The organism is Kitasatospora sp. NPDC004745, assembly GCF_042873275.1.
Lineage (GTDB): Bacteria > Actinomycetota > Actinomycetes > Streptomycetales > Streptomycetaceae > Kitasatospora.
The window spans coordinates 1-16,370 of record NZ_JBIALK010000055.1; the positions used below are offsets into that span (position 1 = coordinate 1).

Genomic DNA, 16,370 nt, shown 5'->3' on the forward strand with positions numbered 1-16,370 from the left:
AGCCAGTAGTGGTGGTGGGTGAAGGGGTAGGTGGGGAGGGGGAGGTGGGGGTTGGGGGTGTGGTTGGTGGGGTGGTGGCCGTGGGTGTGGGTGGTGGCGAGGGCGGTTTGGAGGGTGTGGGTTTCGGGGTGGGGGTGGTGGAGGAGGGGGGTGGTGTTGGGGGTGAGGGGGGTGAGGACGGGGTTGGGGCCGAGTTCGAGGGTGAGGGTGATGCCGGCGTTGGTGAGGGTGGTGGTGGTGTCGTGGTAGCGGACGGGTTGGCGGATGTGGTTGGTCCAGTGGGTGGGGGTGGTGGGGTCGCCGGTGGTGGCGATGGGGGTGTGGGGTTGGTGGTAGGTGAGGGTGGTGGCGACGTTGTGGAAGGCGTCGAGGATGGGGTCCATGTGGGGGGAGTGGAAGGCGTGGCTGACGGTGAGGTGTTTGGTGCGTCGGCCTTGGGTGTGGAAGTGGTGGGCGATGTGGGTGGCGGTGTGGTGGTCGCCGGCGATGACGAGGTCGGTGGGGGTGTTGATGGCGGCGATGGTGACGGTGTCGGTGAGGTGGGGTTGGAGTTCTTGTTCGGTGGCTTGGATGGCGATCATGGCGCCGCCGGTGGGGGCTTGGTGCATGAGGGTGGCGCGGGTGGCGACGAGGTGGGCGGCGTCGGGGAGGGTGAGGATGCCGGCGGCGTGGGCGGCGGTGAGTTCGCCGATGGAGTGGCCGGCGAGGTGGTGGGGGTGGATGTCGTGGTGTTGGAGGAGTCGGAAGAGGGCGGTTTCGAGGGCGAAGAGGGCGGGTTGGGTGTAGCGGGTTTGGTTGAGGAGTTCGGCTTCGGGGGTGTGGGGTGGGGCGAACATGAGGTTGCGGAGGGGTTGGTCGAGGTCGAGGTGGGGTTGGAGGGCGTCGAGGGCTTCGTCGAGGGCGTGGGCGAAGGCGGGGTGGGTGTCGTAGAGTTCGCGGCCCATGCCGGGGTGTTGGCTGCCTTGTCCGGTGAAGACGAAGGCGAGGCGGGCGGGGGTGGTGGCGGTGCCGCGCAGGAGGGCGGGGTGGTCGTGGTCGTGGGTGAGGGCGTCCAGGGCGGCGAGGGCGGTCTCGCGGTCCGTGGCCAGCACCGCGGCACGGTGCTCGAGTCCGGCTCGTCCGTTCGACAACTGGGCTGCCACGGAGTTGAGTTCGATCGACGGGTGGGCGAGCAGGTGGTCCCGGAGCCGCTCGGCCTGGGCGCGCAGGGCGGGCGCGTCCTGAGCGGAGAGCGGCCAGAACGCGGGCCCGGCGGCCGGGGCCGGCACGGGTTCGGTGCGCGCGGGCGGGCTGGGCGGTGCCTGTTCCAGGATGACGTGCGCGTTGGTGCCGCTGATCCCGAAGGAGGAGACGGCGGCGCGGCGCGGCCGCCCGTGCTCGGGCCAGGCGGTCTGCTCGGTGAGCAGTTCGACGGCGCCCGCCGTCCAGTCCACGTGCGGTGAGGGAGCGTCGACGTGGAGGGTGCGGGGCAGCACGCCGTGCCGCATCGCCTCGATCATCTTGATGACGCCGCCGACGCCGGCGGCGGCCTGGCTGTGCCCGATGTTGGACTTCAACGAGCCGAGCAGGAGCGGGGTTTCACGGCCCTGACCGTAGGTGGCCAGGAGTGCCTCCGCCTCGATCGGGTCGCCGAGCCTGGTGCCGGTGCCGTGCGCCTCCATGGCGTCGACCTGGTCGGGGGTGAGGCCGGCGGAGGCGAGGGCCTGGCGGATGACGCGCTCCTGCGCGGGCCCGTTGGGGGCGGTGAGGCCGTTGCTGGCGCCGTCCTGGTTGATCGCCGAACCCCGCAGGACGGCCAGGACCTGGTGGCCGTGGCGGCGGGCGTCGGAGAGCCGCTCGACCAGCAGCAGGCCGACGCCCTCGGACCAGGCGGTGCCGTCGGCGGAGGCGGCGAAGGCCTTGCAGCGGGCGTCGCCGGCCAGACCGCGCTGGCGGCTGAACTCCAGGAACATGCCCGGGGTGGCCATCACGCTGACGCCGCCGGCCAGGGCGAGGTCGCACTCGCCCTGGCGCAGGGCCTGGGCGGCCAGGTGCAGCGCGACCAGCGAGGAGGAGCAGGCGGTGTCGACGGTGACGGCCGGGCCCTCCAGACCGAAGGTGTAGGCGATCCGGCCGGAGGCGACGCTGGACGTGGTGCCGGTGAGCAGGTACCCGTCCAGTCCCTCGGCGGGCTCGTGCAGCCGGGCCCCGTAGTCGAGGTTGGTCGCGCCGACGAAGACGCCGGTCGCGCTGCCGCGGAGCCGGTCGGGCGCGAGGCCGGCCCGCTCGAAGGCCTCCCATGCGGTCTCCAGCAGCAGGCGCTGCTGCGGGTCCATGGCGAGCGCCTCGCGCGGACTGATGCCGAACAGCCCGGCGTCGAACCCGGCGGCGTCGTGCAGGAACCCGCCCTCGCGGACGTAGGAGGTGCCGGGGTGGTCGGGGTCGGGGTCGTAGAGGGCGTCGAGGTCCCAGCCGCGGTCGGTCGGGAAGGGGCCGATGGCGTCGGTGCCGTCGAGGACGAGCCGCCACAGGTCCTCGGGGGAGGCTACCCCGCCCGGGTAGCGGCAGGCCATCGCGACCACGGCGATCGGGTCGTCGTCCGCCGTGGACGTGCGGGTGGCCGGTGCGGCGGCGTCGGGGCCCTCGGCGCGCTCGTGCAGCAGGCGGACGACGGCCTCGGGCGTCGGGTGGTTGTAGACGAGGGCGGAGGGCAGGCTGAGGCCGGTGGCGGCCTGGAGCCGGTCGCGCAGTTCGACGCCGGAGAGCGAGTCGAAGCCCAGGTCCTTGAAGCTGCGAGCCGGGTCGACGGCGTCCCCGGTGACGTGGCCGAGCACGATGGCGGCCTGGGTGCGGACGAGGTCCAGCAGATCGGAGTCCGTGGCCGGACGGCGAGCGGGTGCATCGCCGGGGGCGGACCGGGTGTGCTCCGGGGCCCGAGCCTCCGTGCCGTCAGGGTCAGCCGTACCGTCCGGGCCGTCCGGGCCGTCCGGCGCGAGCGGGGTGTCCAGCCAGTGCCGGGAACGCTGGAAGGCGTAGGTCGGCAGTGGCACCGCCCGCCCGCCCGGCAGGGCCGGGGAGCCGCTCCACTCCACCGGCGCGCCGTGCGCGTGGGCGCCGGCCAGGGCGGTGAGCAGGGTGGTCGCCTCGGGCCGGCCGCGGCGCAGCACGGCGAGCAGGAGGTGGTCGTCGCCGGTGCCGGCCAGGCTGTCGCGACCGAGGCCGGTCAGGTGCGCGTCCGGGCCGAGTTCCAGGAACACCCGGGCGCCGGCGCGCCGCAGCGTGTGCAGCCCGTCGTGGAAGCGGACGGCCGCACGGATGTGCCGGGCCCAGTACGCGGGGGAGGTGAGCTCCTCGGCGGTGGCGAGTTCCCCGGTGACGTTGGAGACCACCGGGATCGCGGGCGGGCGGAACTCCAGCCCCGCGGCGACGCGTTCGAACGCGGCGAGGATCGGGTCCATGTGCGGCGAGTGGAACGCGTGGCTGACGGCGAGCCGCCGGGTGCGGCGGCCCTGCGCGGCGAGTTCCCCTGCTACCCGCAGTACCTCCTCCTCGTCGCCGGAGAGCACGACGGCCTGCGGGCCGTTCACGGCGGCCAGCGACACCCGGTCGGAGAGCAGCGGCAGCACCTCGTGCTCGGCCGCGGCGACGGCGACCATCGCCCCGCCTCCGGGCAGCTCCTGCATCAGCCGGCCGCGGGCGGCCACCAGGGCGGCGGCGTCGTCCAGCGAGAGCACCCCGGCGGCGTGGGCGGCGGTGAGCTCGCCGACGGAGTGCCCGGCCAGGTGGCCGGGGGCCGGGGCGAAGCGGCGGACCAGCCGGTAGAGGGCGGTGCCGACGGCGAAGAGGGCGGGCTGGGTGTAGCGGGTCTGGTCGAGCAGGGCGGCATCGGGGGTGCCGGGTTCGGCGAACAGGAGGTCGCGCAGCGGCCGGTCCAGGTGCGGGTCCAGCGCGGCCAGCGCGGCGTCCAGGGCCTCGGCGAACTCGGGGTAGGCGGCGTACAGTTCGCGCCCGGCCCCGGGGCGCTGGCTGCCCTGGCCGGTGAACAGGTAGGCGGTGGCGGCCGGGGTGGTGCCGGCCCGGCCGCGGACCACCGCCGGGTGGTCCTGACCGGCGGCCAGTGCGGCGACGCCGTCGAGGAGTTCGGCGCGGTTGGCGACGAGGAGGACGGCGCGCTCGGCGAAGAGCGTCCTGGTGGCGGTGAGCGCGTGCGCGGTGTCGGCCGGGCGGGTGTCGGGGGTGGTGGCCAGGTGGTCGCGCAGCCGGCCGGCCTGGGCGCGCAGCGCCTGCGGGTCGCGGCCGGAGAGCACGAAGGGCAGCGGTCCGGCAGAAGTGGCCGGGGCGCCGTCCGCGGTGTGCCGGGTGGGTGCCGGATCGGCCAGCACCACGTGGCAGTTGGTGCCGCCCATGCCGAAGGAGCTGACACCGGCGACGAGCCGGCGGCCGTCGTGCGGCCAGGGCCCGGTCTCGGTGCGGACCCGCAGTCCGAGTTCCGCGAGCGGGATCTCCGGGTTGGGCTCCCGGAAGTTGAGGCTGGCCGGCAGCCGGCGGTGGGCGATGGCCAGTGTGGTCTTCAGCAGGCCTACCAGGCCGGCCGCGCCCTCCAGGTGCCCGACGTTGGTCTTCGCCGACCCGACCTGCAGCGGGGCGGACCGGGCGCGCCGGCCGCCGCCCGTGCCGAGGACCGCGCCGAGCGCCGCCGCCTCGATCGGGTCGCCGACCGGGGTGCCGGTGCCGTGCAGCTCGACGTACTGGACGTCGCGCGGGGACGTTCCGGCCCGGGCGTGGGCCTCGCGCAGCACCGCCTGCTGGGCCTCCCGGGCCGGGACGGTCAGCCCGTCGGTGGCGCCGTCGTTGTTGACGGCGCTGCCGAGGATGACGCTGTGCACGCGGTCGCCGTCGGCCAGTGCCCGGTCCAGCGGCTTGAGGACGACGGCCACACCGCCCTCGCCGCGCACGTACCCGTTGGCGCGGGCGTCGAAGGTGTAGCAGCGGCCGTCCGGCGAGAGCGCGCCGAAGCGGGCGCTGTCGGCGCTGGAGGTGGGCGAGAGGATCAGGTTGACGCCGCCGACGAGGGCGAGGTCCGACTCGCCGCGGCGCAGGCTCTCGCAGGCGAGGTGGACGGCGACCAGCGAGGAGGACTGGGCGGCGTCCACGGTGAGGCTGGGGCCGGTGAGGCCGAGCACGTAGGAGAGCCGGTTGGCCAGGATGCCGCGGTGCAGGCCGGTGACGGAGTGGCGGTCGGCGGCGGCCTCGCCGCGCCGGTGGTGCAGGGCGGCGTAGTCGTCCCAGATGGCGGCGGCGAACACGGCGGTGCGGCTGCCGGCGAGCGAGCCGGGCACGATGCCGGCCTCCTCCAGGGCCTCCCAGCCGAGTTCGAGCAGCAGCCGCTGCTGCGGGTCCATCGCGGCGGCCTCGCGGGGCGCGATGCCGAAGAAGCCGGCGTCGAAGTGGTCGACCCGGTCGAGGAAGGCTCCGCGCTGCGGGGCGGCGGCGGACCAGCGGCCGGCGGGCGGTTCTCCCACGGCGTCGGCGCCCCGGCGGAGCAGCTCCCAGAACGCGGAGGGGTCCGGCGCGCCGGGCAGACGGCAGGAGAGTCCGATGACGGCGATCGGGGCGGAGTGGTCGCTGCTCATGGTCTGTGCCGTGCTCCCTCGTAGTGGACACCCAGGTCAGCCCACCGTCACGGGCGTCCCTAACGGAGGCCTTGCGGCCCTCTAAAGCGGGGCGGAACCAGCCGATCCACCGGCTCACCCCACTCACCCAGCCGGCCACCGGCCACCACCACGAGCCGGCCGGCCCGCGGACCATGGGCTCGCGGATCACGGCGCTCGGGCATGCGGCGACGCCCGACCGGTGGTGCGGGTCGGGCGTCGTGGTGGTGGAGGCGCGCCGCTAGACGGGGGCGCTGGCGAGGTCGTAGACCGCCTGGAGCGAGGGCGCCTCCAGCAGGGCGGCCAGCGGCAGGCTGCGGCCGGTCTCCCGCTCCAGCGCGGTGAGCAGCCAGAGCAGGTGCACGGAGTCCCAGCCGGGCACGTCGTCGAAGGAGGCGGTGGCGTCCTCGGTGCCGATCGGCAGGCCGAGTTCGTCCTGGATGAGGGCGATCAGGTCGTCCACGCTGTTCATGCGCGGTCTCCTCGGGGTTCGGTGCCGGAGCCGGAGCCGGGTGCGGCTACGGAGACGGGTCCGGTTCCGGCGCCGGTTTCCGGTGCGGGACCGGCGAGTTCGGAGTCGAGCGTGACCCAGGCGGGCGGGGCGAGCGGTTCGGCGAGGTCGTGCCGGAACTCGGCGGAGGCGCCGTCCGCCTGCTCGGCCACGGCGGTGAACCCGTAGCGCGGGAAGAGGTCGCGGACGGTGCCGTTGCGCGCGGAGGGCCGGTAGCGGCCGCGGACCTCGCGGACGCCGGTGGCGGCGGCGTGCCGGAGGATCTCGGCGAGGGCGGCGTGTTCGACGCCGCGGGAGAAGACCCGGCAGCTGAGCAGGAAGTTCTCGACGTCCAGTCGCGCGCCGTCCTCCTCGCGGCGCAGGAGGACGGCGCCGACCAGGCCGTTCTCCCCGAAGCGGTCGGCGGAGCGGACGGCCAGCACCAGGTGGTCCGGGTGTTCGGCCCGGGCGGCCACCTCGGCGGGCTGGAGCCGTTCGGTGGTGAGGTTGAACTGGTTGGTGCGCAGGGTGAGTTGGGAGATCCGTGGAACGTCCTGCGGGCGGGCCCGGGTGAGGCTGACCCGGACGTCGAGTTCGGCCAGGTAGTCGTCGAGGGAGGAGAAGCTCTGGAGGAAGTCGCCGCGGGCGAGCTCCTCCCGGTACCGGGCCGGGCGGGCGCGGTCCTCGGCGGTGGCCTCGCGGACGTCGAACCAGCCGTCGCGCAGCAGCCGGGGCAGGTGCAGGGCGGGTTCGCCGTCGAGGTCGACCACGGCGACGGCGGGCAGGGCGGCGCGGACGGCGCCGCGTTCGAAGGGGCTGTCGTCGGCGAAGACCACGCTGTCGATGCCGAGGTTGAGCGAGTCGGCGAGCGAGGTCAGGTTCTCGTCCTTGGGGCGCCAGTTGGCGATGACCCGGACGAAGTCCTCGGTGCGCAGGACGCTGTCCGGGTGCTCGGCGAGGACCTGGGCCACCGGCTCCGGGTCGTTCTTGCTGACGGCGGCCAGCAGGACGCCCTGGGAGGTGAGCTGACGGATCGCCCGCTGGAAGGTGCGGAACGCCTCGCCGGTGTGGGTGCCGGCGAGTTCGATGCCCTCGGGGCCGTCGTCGCCGAGGATCCCGCCCCACAGGGTGTTGTCCAGGTCGACGGCCAGCACCTTGCGGGTGCGCCCGGTGAGGGCGCGGGCCAGGTGCCCGGCTTGCCGGGCGTAGGCGGTGAGCAGGGCGGGGGAGAGGTGGGCCTTGGCGTAGGCGTCCAGCCGGGGGTCCTGGACCGGGACGCCCTCGTTGGCGAGCGGTTCCAGGTCGAGGACGACGGTGGCGGGGTGTTCCTCGCCGATCCGCAGCAGGCGCGCGTTGGCCTCGCGCCAGATCGCGCCGAGCCGGGCCCGGGCGCGCAGGTCGACCAGCTGGGCGGTGTGCCGGTGCAGCAGCGGGAGGGTGTTGAGGACGAGCGTGGCGCCGGGTGCGGTGGCGGCGAACCGGGCGGCGAGCCGGCCGAGCAGCGCCGTCTTGGCGGCGAGCACCGCCTCGACGTCGTCCGGCCCCCAGGGGAGGGGCAGTTCGTCCAGGACGACGGCCGGGTCGAGCACGCAGAGGACCAGCTGGGGCGCGGCGGCGTAGAGCCCGGAGCCGGGGTCGGAGAGTTCGAAGACGTAGCTGTCGAAGTCGGTGAAGTGCGGGCGCAGCAGCAGGCCGTGCCGGGCGAGCTCGGCGGTGAGCGCGGGCCGGAGCGAGGCGAGCGTGCCGTGGCCGGTCACCGCGATGGTGACGGCGGTGGTGCCGGGGTGCAGCCGGAGCACCTCGTCGGGGTCGAGCCTGGCCAGCAGGTTGCCGGCGAGGGCGAGTTCGTCGTCGCCGGCGCCGTCCAGCAGCCGGGGTACGGCGGGGTACTCGGCGGCGAGCCGCCCGGCGCGGTGCAGGGTGCGCAGGCCGTCGGTGGTGGTTCCCATGGTGGTGTCAGTCCCTGGGGGTGGTCGGGTCGCGTCGGTGCGGGCAGTCTGTCCGGCGGGGCTAAAGCAGCTCTGAGACCGGGCTGAGCCGGCGGGCGAGCAGGTCCAGTACCTCGGCCCGGTGTTCGACGAGGTAGAAGTGCTCGCCGGGGAAGACCCGCAGGTCGAACCCGGCGGTGGTGTGGGCGGACCACGCGGCCGCTTCCAGCAGGGTGGTCCACGGGTCGTGGTCGCCGGTGAGGGCGAGCACGGGCACGTCGACGGTGGCGCCGGGGGCGGGCCGGTAGGTCTCGATGGCGCGCAGGTCGCTGCGGACCGCGGGCAGGATGAGCTGCAGCGCGTCCGGGTCGGTGAGCAGGCGCCGGTCGGTGCCGCTGAGGTCCTCCAGGTGGGCGGCGAGCCCGGCGTCGTCGAGCCGGTGGTACGCCTCCCGGCGGGCCTGGGAGGGCGCCCGGCGGCCGGAGACGGCGAGGAGTTCGGGGCCGTCGTCGCCGGCCAGGCGCCGGGCCACCTCGAAGGCGAGCGCGGCGCCGAGGCTGTGCCCGAACAGGGCGTACCGGCCGCCGGCGACGGCGGAGCGCAGCGCCGGGGTGACGAGGTCGGCGAGCTCGTTGAGGTTGTCGATGCCGGGCTCGCGGTAGCGGTCCTGCCGCCCCGGGTACTGCACGGCGAGGATCTCCACGGAGGGGTCGACGGCCTCGGCCCAGGGCCGGTAGGTGCCGGCGGAGCCGCCCGCGTGCGGGAAGCAGACGAGGCGGACGGCGGCGTCGGGGCGGTCCTGGTAGCGGCGGATCCAGGTCTGGGCGGGTGCGTGCGGACTCATGGTCGGGCTCCCTGGTGCTGGCGTGGGTGCGTGGGGTGGTGCCGTGGACGTGGGGGGAGGCGGCGCGGGCGGGGAGACGGCGGCCGGGTCGAGGCGGGCCCGGTTCAGGCGGCGGTGGAGAGGTCCAGGCTGCGGTCGGAGAGCAGGATCGCCCGGTGCACGTTCTGCAGGGCGGGGCCGGGTTCGATGCCCAGCTCGCTGTTGAGCGTGTGCCGCGTGGAGCCGTAGACGTGCAGCGCGTCGGCCTGGCGCTCGGAGCGGTAGAGGGCGATCATCAGCTGCCGGCGGAAGCCCTCGTGCAGCGGGTGTTCGGAGGTCAGCGAGTAGAGCCGGCCGACGAGTTCCTGGTGCCGGCCGAGGGCGAGGCCGGCCTCCACGTGCTGGTCGACGCAGCCGAGGCGGGCCTGCTCGATCCAGGCCACGAAGCCGTCCAGGATCGGCCCGGCCCGCAGGTCGCCGAGGGCGGGGCCGCGCCAGAGGCCGAGGGCGTCCTCGAAGGCGGCGGCGGCCTGCTCGGGCCGGTGCTGCCGTAGGGCGGCCCGGCCCTCGCCGGTGAGCCGCTGGAACTCCCGGGCGTCCAGCCGGTCCTCGCCCAGCTGGAGCGAGTAGCCGGGCGAGCGGGTGACGATCGGGGTGCCGGGGACGCCGTCCCGGGCGAGGAACTTGCGCAGCTGCGAGATGTAGACGTGGATCGCCGCGAGGTAGCGCCTGGGCGGGCGTTCACCCCAGATCTCGTAGCTGAGCTGTTGGACCGACACCACCTCGTCGGCCCGGACGAGCAGGGCGGCGAGGACGACCTGCATGTTGCGCGCGTTGATGGCGGACGGCCGGTCGTGCGGCTCCGGCCGGATCCGCAGGCTGCCGAGAATTTCGTACCGCATGACTACCCCCAGGTCGGCGTCGTGGTTCGCCACCAATCTGCACCGCGGTGGCGGCCCGGCACATCAGCGGAATTACGTACCGTCCCGGCGGTACGGGTACGAGGGGCCCGGCCGGGCCGGAACGCTTCAGGGCCGGTTTAGGCCTGCTTGAGGCGGCGGCCGGACACTCGGCCGCCGGACCGGTGGGCGCCGGGCCCGCACCCGGACGGAACGGAGAGGCGACGGCTGATGGCACGGTACTGGGCGGGGTGGTGGGAGCGGATGGCGCCCGGGCTGAGCGCGCTGGCGTGCGGCTGGGGCCTGGGGCCGTGCGTGCCGGTGCCGGAGGCGCGGGGGTGGGCGGAGCCCGGTCCGGCGGTGCTGCCGCCGGCCCATCCCGAGCGGCCCGCCGGGCACGTCCCGCCCACGGACGCCGAGCGCGCGCTGTGGCGGCAACTGGACGGCGTCGGCTCCGCTTGAGACCTGACTGCTCGTCAAATACATGTCAGGAATGGCACATTGATGTGGACGCGGAATTTCGCCGTGTAAATTTTCCATTGCCGACGAGGCCCGGCGCTGGGCGTTTGGCTACGGTGGGCCCATCGCACGCCTGATCGATGAGCGGCGGGGCAGTCGCACTCGGATGGGGGATCCACGAGTGCCGCGCGCTGGAAGGGAACACGACCTATGGCGTCCACGGGGGATCGGCAACCGAACGGCTCGGACCCGGAGGTCCGCACGGCGGAGGCGGCGGCACTGCACGCGGTGCTGGACGCGCTGTCCGACGGGCGGGGCCGGCTGGTGGAACTCGTCGGTGAGCCCGGCGCGGGCAAGACCCGGCTGCTCACCGGACTGGCGGAGGAGGCGGAGCGGCGCGGCGCCGTCGTGCTGCGCGGTCGCGCCACCGAGGCCTCTTCGGCCCTGCGCTGCCAGGTCCTCGTCGACGTGCTGGGCCGCTGGGGCGGCGCCGGCCTGGACGAGGCCCAGCTGGCCGCGCTCGGCGAGCTGCTCCCGCAGCTGGCCCTCGGCCCCGGCCCGCAGACCATCCCGGCGGACCTGCCGCCCGCCTGGTGGCTCTGCCACTACTACGCGACCCTCGTCCAGCGGCTGAGCCTCTGCGCCGGCCGGGGGCTGGTGCTGCTGCTGGACGACGCCCACTGGCTGGATCCGGGCACGCTCGAACTGCTGGAGTACCTCGGCCAGCGGCCGGTCGCCGCCCCGGTCGCGGTGGTCGTCTCCTACCGGCCCCGCCAGGCGCCCGCCGAGCTGGCCGGGACCTTCGCCCAGGGCGTCGAGCTCGGCACCGCGGGGCGGGTCGAGCTGGCGCCGCTGGACCCGCGCCGCAGCGCGGAGCTGGCCGGGATGCCGGTGGACTCGCCGGCGCTGCGGCGACTGCACCGGGAGTCCGCGGGCAATCCGCTCTACCTGCTGACGCTGTTGGACCAGGCGGCCGAGGCGCCCGGCGCGGAGAGCGCGGACGGTGCGGAGGCCGCGGACGGTGCTCGGGCGGCGGCCCCGCCGGAGCCGGTCGAACCGGCGCTGCCGGTGCGGTTCGGCGCCCGGATCTCCGCCGAGTTCGTCGCACTGGACGAGCAGTTGCAGCAGGTCGCCGCGGCCGGTGCGGTCCTGGGCGAGCGTTTCGACGCCGCCGGCGTGGCCGCCCTGATCGACCAGCCGAAGGAGCGGACCTGCGGGCTGCTGGACGGGCTGGTCCGGCGGGACCTGCTGCGGACCGTCCCGGGCACCGACCAGCTCGCCTACCGGCACCCGCTGGTGCGCCGCGCGGTGTACGCGGCGGTGGACGCCTGCTGGCGGATCGAGGCGCACCGCAAGGCGCTGGACTTCCTGTCCGCACGCGGCGTGCCGGACGCCGAACTGGCCGAGCACGTCCAGCGGTCCGGCCCCGGCGACGGCGAGCGGGACCACCTGGTGCTGGCGGCGGCCGCCCGGGTGGCCCTGCTCACCGGGGACGCCCGCGCGGCGGCCACCCTGCTGCCGGAGGCGCTGCGGCTGCTCGCGGTCCGCGGGAAGGCGCGGGAGGCGATGGAGTTGAGCGCGTTCGCGCTGAGCGTGAAGTCGGCGGCCCGACCGGCACCGGAGCTGCTGATGGGCTGTGGCGTCCCGCTGCCGACCCCGGCCCTTCCGGGAGTGCCGGCGGAACCGGCGGGCGCCGCCGTCGAGCTGTTCGCGGCGCTGACCGAGCGCGAGCGGGAGGTGGCCGACCTGGCCGGAACCGGTCGGCGCACCCGGCAGATCGCGGCCGAGCTGCGGCTGAGCCCGCGCACCGTGGACGTCCACCTGACGCGGATCTACCGCAAGCTCAACATCAGCTCGCGGGCCGCGCTGGCCCGGATGGTGGTCGAGTCCGGGCGGGCCGGCGGCCTGGCGGGGTAGCGCCCGTCCGGCCCCTGCGGCCCCTCCGGCCCTCCGGCCCCTGCGGCCTGTCGGGCCCGGGTGGGTGGCTGAGCGGTCGGCGCGGCCCGGTGCGGTCGGGCGCGGCCCGGCCGAGCCCCCGGGCCGGGCCACCGCGTGGCTGCGGCGGGCGGCGGTTCCGGCGGGCGGCGGGCGGAGGTTCCGGCGGGCGGCCTGACGGGGGCGACGGCTCCAACGGGCCGTGGGCGAAGGCTCCTTGCTATTCGGAGGACCCCTCCGTATTGTGTTCGACGCGGCCCGGGACGTCCCCTGTAGCGGCCCTGGCCGCGCCTTCCCGGCCTGCCCGCCGGAGGTGCCGGCCGTCCGCCGGCCCGCCGCCCGCCGGTCGTGCCCGCGCCGCGCGCGGGCCGCGCGCCGTCCCGCCGAGGCACCGGCGCCGGCCCGACCGGCCGCCCGCCTTCCTTCCCCGCCCCGCCCGCCGGGGCCGCGCCCACTCCGGAGGACCCGCATGTCCCAGCCCGGCCCCGTGCCGCTCTCCGTACTCGACCTCGCGCCCGTCCTCGACGGCCGGACCACCGCCGACGCGCTGCACGACAGCGTCGCGCTCGCCCGGGCCGCCGAGGAGCTCGGCTACCACCGCTACTGGGTCGCCGAGCACCACAACGCCCCGGGCGCGGCGAGCAGTGCGCCGGCCGTGCTGATCGGCCAGATCGCCGCTGCCACCAGCCGGTTGAGGGTCGGCTCCGGCGGGGTGATGCTGCCCAACCACGCCCCGCTGGTCGTCGCCGAACAGTTCGGCACGCTGTCCGCCTTCCACCCGGGCCGGATCGACCTCGGGCTCGGCCGCGCCCCCGGCACCGACCCGGTGACGGCCCAGGCGCTGCGCCGCGCGGCCGGCCCGCTCGCCGGCGGGGACTTCCCCCGCCAGGCCGTCGAGCTGCTGGGCTACTTCGACGGCCCGCAGGACGACGCCGCGGCCGGCGTGCGGGCGGTGCCCGCCGAGGGCAACCGCCCCGAGGTGTGGGTGCTGGGCTCCGGACTGGGCAGCGCCGAACTGGCCGGCTCGCTCGGCCTCCCCTTCGCCTACGCGCACCAGTTCAACGCGGAGCTCACGGTGCCCGCGCTGCGCGCCTACCGGGAGGCCTTCCGCCCGTCGGCGGTGCTGGAGCGGCCGTACGCGCTGGTGGCCGCGTTCGTGCTGGCGGCGGAGACCGACGAGGAGGCCGACCTGCTGGCCGGCCCGATACGGGTGGCCGCGATCCGTACCGTCCGGGCCGGCGGGCGGCAGAACGCCTACCCGACGCTGGCCGAGGCGCAGGCCTACGAGTACAGCGCGCACGACCGGCAGATCGTCGACGGCTTCCTCGGACGGCAGGTGATCGGGGGCCGCGCGGAGGTCCGTCGCCGGGTGGCCGACCTGATCGCGGTCGGCGCGGACGAGTTCATGGCGATGACGGTGGCACCGGACTTCGACACCCGGCTGGCCTCCTACCGGATCCTCGCCGAGGAGGTGGCCGCGCTCGGCTCGGGCCCGCTCGCGGGCGCGCGGCGCGGCTGACGCGCAGGCGGCGGCCCGGCCCCGGTGGGGCCGGGCCGCCTCGCCGTGCCCGTCGGCCGGAGGCCCCGGAGCCGCGCGTCGACGACGGGTCCGGGACGCGTCCTACGGCCGCAGGCCGCGCGCCACCACGTCGAAGAGCCGCTCGAACTGCTCCTCGTCCCCGTTGCCCTGCTCCAGGGCCCAGACCAGCGCGTTCACCAGCGTCACCGCGTCCGGGACCGAGACGTCGGCGCGGACGCCGCCCGCGAGCTGGGCCTGCCGGAGCAGGGTGCCGGCGGCGGTGAGCATGCCCGCGCAGGACTCGAAGTCGGTGTGCTCGTCGACCAGGTTGACCATCACGGCCGAGGCCAGGCCGCGGAAGCGGGTGGCGTAGGCGGCGAGGTCGCGCAGCCAGGCCAGCAGTCCGGCGGTGGGGTCGGCGGAGGCGGTCAGGTCGCGGGCGCGTCCCTCCAGGGTGGCCATGCTGTCCTGCAGCACCGCCTCCAGCAGGGCGGCGCGGGTGGGGAAGTGCCGGTAGAGCGTGCCGATGCCGACTCCCGCCCGGCGGGCGATCTCCTCCAGCGAGGCCTCGGTGCCCTGTTCCTCCAGGACGGTCGCGGCGGCGGCGAGCAGGCGCTCGTAGTTGCGGCGGGCGTCGGCGCGCATCGGGCGGGCGCCGGCGGCGCGCGGCCGGCCGGTGGGCTGCCCGGGCCGGTCGGGCCCGGTCTCGGGGGCGGTCTGGTCGGGCTGGGCGGGCTTCGCGGACCGAGGCGGCGTCATGTTCTCTCCGGGAGGCGGGTTCTGGGGTCTTGACGGTAGCGGCTTGCGGGTGATCGGCGGCGCTCCTTGCTTGCGAAGTGGAGGTGTCCTCCGTATTCTATGTGGAGGGGCCCTCCTGTTCTACCGGTGCTCCTTCCCGACGTACGTCCGACGTTCCTGTGAAGTCCCCGGTCCCTGCGCCCGCTCCTCGGCGCGACCGGACCCGTCCGCCGGATCCGCGGCCCGCCCCTGACGGGCCGCCGCGCGCCCGCCCGTGCCAGGGCCGGCCCGTCGGATCCCACACCCACGTGCTCACGGCCCTGTGGAGGCTATCGTGACGACCTCGTCCACCCCGTCCCCGACCCTGAAGGACGAGGCGGATCCGCCCGCGCCCGCCCAGGCCGGACCGTCCCGTCCGGGCATCACACTGGCGATCATCGCGGTCTGCCAGCTGATGATCATCCTGGACGCGACCATCGTCAACGTCGCCCTGCCCGACGTCCAGAAGGACCTCGACTTCACCGGCTCCGACCTGTCCTGGGTGCTGAACGCCTACGCCCTGACCTTCGGCGGGCTGCTCCTGCTCGGCGGGCGCTTCGGCGACATCCTCGGGCGCCGCAAGGTCTTCGTGATCGGCGTCGCGGTCTTCACCGGCGCGTCCCTGCTCGGCGGCATCACCCCCAACGGCGGCCTGCTGCTGCTCGCCCGCGCCCTGCAGGGCATCGGCGCCGCCCTCGCCGCCCCCGGCACGCTCTCCCTCATCGCCACCAACTTCCCCGAGGGCAAGGCCCGCACCAAGGCCATGGGCGTCTACGGCGGGGTCACCGGCTCCGGTGCCGCGCTCGGCCTCATCCTGGGCGGAGTGCTCACCGACACCGCGTCCTGGCGCTGGGTCTTCTTCGTCAACATCCCCTTCGGGATCCTGATCGCGGTGCTCAGCCCGCGCTACGTCCGCGAGTCCGAGCGCCACCCCGGCCGCTTCGACCTGGTCGGCGCGCTCACCTCCACCGCGGGCATGGCGCTGCTGGTCTACGGCTTCATCAACGCCGGCGCCAAGAGCTGGGGCGACACCACCACGGTGCTCTGCTTCATCGGCGCCGTCGTGCTGCTCGGCGCCTTCCTCCTGGTCGAGACCCGCGCCGCCCAGCCGATCCTGCCGCTGCGGCTGTTCCGCGACCGGGACCGCACCATCCTGCTCGGCGCGATGCTCTTCCTCTCCGGCAACCTGGCCGGGATGTTCTTCTTCCTCACCCAGTTCGTCCAGGAGGTGATGAAGTTCAGCCCGATCAAGGCGGGCTTCGGCTTCGTGCCGGTGGCCTTCGCGCTGATCGCCGCCGCGGGCGTGGTGATGAAGACGCTGACCAAGGTCGGTGCCAAGCCGTTCATGCTGGCGGGTGCGGTGCTGGTCACCGCCGGCATGGTCTGGCTGGCGCAGCTGGACGCCGACAGCGGCTACCTGTCCGGGCTGTTCGGCCCGATGATCCTGATCGGCGTCGGTGCGGGCTTCTTCACCGTCCCGCTGAACATCATCGCCGTCGCGGGTGTGGAGCAGGAGGACGCGGGCGCCGCCTCCAGCCTGCTCAACGTGGTCACCCAGGTCGGGTCCGCGCTCGGCCTGGCCATCCTGGTCACCGTCTTCAGCTCCACCGTCAAGGACGAGACGGCGCACCTGCCCACGGACGTCGCCCCCGCCGACCTGCCCTCGCACCTGCTCGCGGTCGGCAGCTCGGCGGCCTTCTGGGTGGGCGCGGCGCTGGCGCTGGTCGCCGTGGTCGCCGCACTGGTGGCCCGGTCCCGGGAGATCCCGGACGACCCGGCGGCGGTGCTGACCACCGTGCACTGACCGCGGGGCACTGACCGCGTGTACTGACCACCGTGCACCGATCGCCGTGTGGCGGGCGCGCGCGGCCCGGCACACCGCGCAGGGGCCGGGGGGGGGGGGGGGGTGG

10 protein-coding genes are annotated in these 16,370 nt (G+C 75.3%); 4 read left to right on the forward strand and 6 right to left on the reverse strand.

Annotation, left to right across the window (positions count from 1 at the left end; translation table 11 throughout):
- From ACFYUY_RS39715 to ACFYUY_RS39735, 5 genes are all read right to left on the reverse strand, one after another.
- Nucleotides 1-5,612: type I polyketide synthase (locus tag ACFYUY_RS39715; protein WP_387908330.1), on the reverse strand; the 5,612-nt coding region annotated here is incomplete at its 3' end.
- A 259-nt stretch (nt 5,613-5,871) separates the two neighbouring features.
- Nucleotides 5,872-6,102: an acyl carrier protein gene (locus ACFYUY_RS39720; protein WP_360222570.1), complete on the reverse strand. Its 231-nt coding sequence runs from the start codon at nt 6,100-6,102 to the stop codon at nt 5,872-5,874.
- Nucleotides 6,099-8,069, reverse strand: coding sequence for an HAD-IIIC family phosphatase (locus tag ACFYUY_RS39725; protein ID WP_387908333.1), 1,971 nt, complete (start codon nt 8,067-8,069; stop codon nt 6,099-6,101). The genes ACFYUY_RS39720 and ACFYUY_RS39725 overlap by 4 nt, the downstream gene beginning before the upstream one ends.
- A gap of 61 nt (nt 8,070-8,130) precedes the next feature.
- Nucleotides 8,131-8,892, reverse strand: a complete 762-nt coding sequence (locus ACFYUY_RS39730; RefSeq protein ID WP_387908336.1) for a thioesterase II family protein — start codon at nt 8,890-8,892, stop codon at nt 8,131-8,133.
- 104 nt (nt 8,893-8,996) lie between these two features.
- Nucleotides 8,997-9,773 carry a BTAD domain-containing putative transcriptional regulator gene (locus ACFYUY_RS39735; protein WP_387908339.1) on the reverse strand — a complete coding sequence of 259 codons (777 nt, stop codon included), beginning with the start codon at nt 9,771-9,773 and terminating at the stop codon, nt 8,997-8,999.
- 228 nt (nt 9,774-10,001) lie between these two features.
- Between ACFYUY_RS39735 and ACFYUY_RS39740 the strand changes: the two genes are divergently transcribed.
- The 3 genes from ACFYUY_RS39740 (at nt 10,002) to ACFYUY_RS39750 (ending at nt 13,683) form a co-directional block, all read left to right on the forward strand.
- A complete protein-coding gene (locus tag ACFYUY_RS39740; protein WP_387908342.1) occupies nt 10,002-10,232 on the forward strand; it encodes a DUF6059 family protein in 231 nt (76 codons plus the stop codon).
- Nucleotides 10,233-10,439: 207 nt separating this feature from the next.
- Nucleotides 10,440-12,146, forward strand: coding sequence for an AAA family ATPase (locus ACFYUY_RS39745; RefSeq protein WP_360222555.1), 1,707 nt, complete (start codon nt 10,440-10,442; stop codon nt 12,144-12,146).
- 487 nt (nt 12,147-12,633) lie between these two features.
- Entirely contained in the window at nt 12,634-13,683 is a 1,050-nt protein-coding gene (locus ACFYUY_RS39750; protein WP_387908345.1) for an LLM class flavin-dependent oxidoreductase, read from the forward strand.
- 102 nt (nt 13,684-13,785) lie between these two features.
- Here the strand turns inward: ACFYUY_RS39750 and ACFYUY_RS39755 are convergent, their stop codons facing one another.
- Nucleotides 13,786-14,442 carry a TetR/AcrR family transcriptional regulator gene (locus tag ACFYUY_RS39755; RefSeq protein ID WP_387908348.1) on the reverse strand — a complete coding sequence of 219 codons (657 nt, stop codon included), beginning with the start codon at nt 14,440-14,442 and terminating at the stop codon, nt 13,786-13,788.
- Nucleotides 14,443-14,755: 313 nt separating this feature from the next.
- On the opposite strand from ACFYUY_RS39755, the gene ACFYUY_RS39760 reads away from it, so the two are divergent.
- A complete protein-coding gene (locus tag ACFYUY_RS39760) occupies nt 14,756-16,264 on the forward strand; it encodes an MFS transporter (RefSeq protein ID WP_387908351.1) in 1,509 nt (502 codons plus the stop codon).
- Nucleotides 16,265-16,370 lie beyond the last annotated feature (106 nt).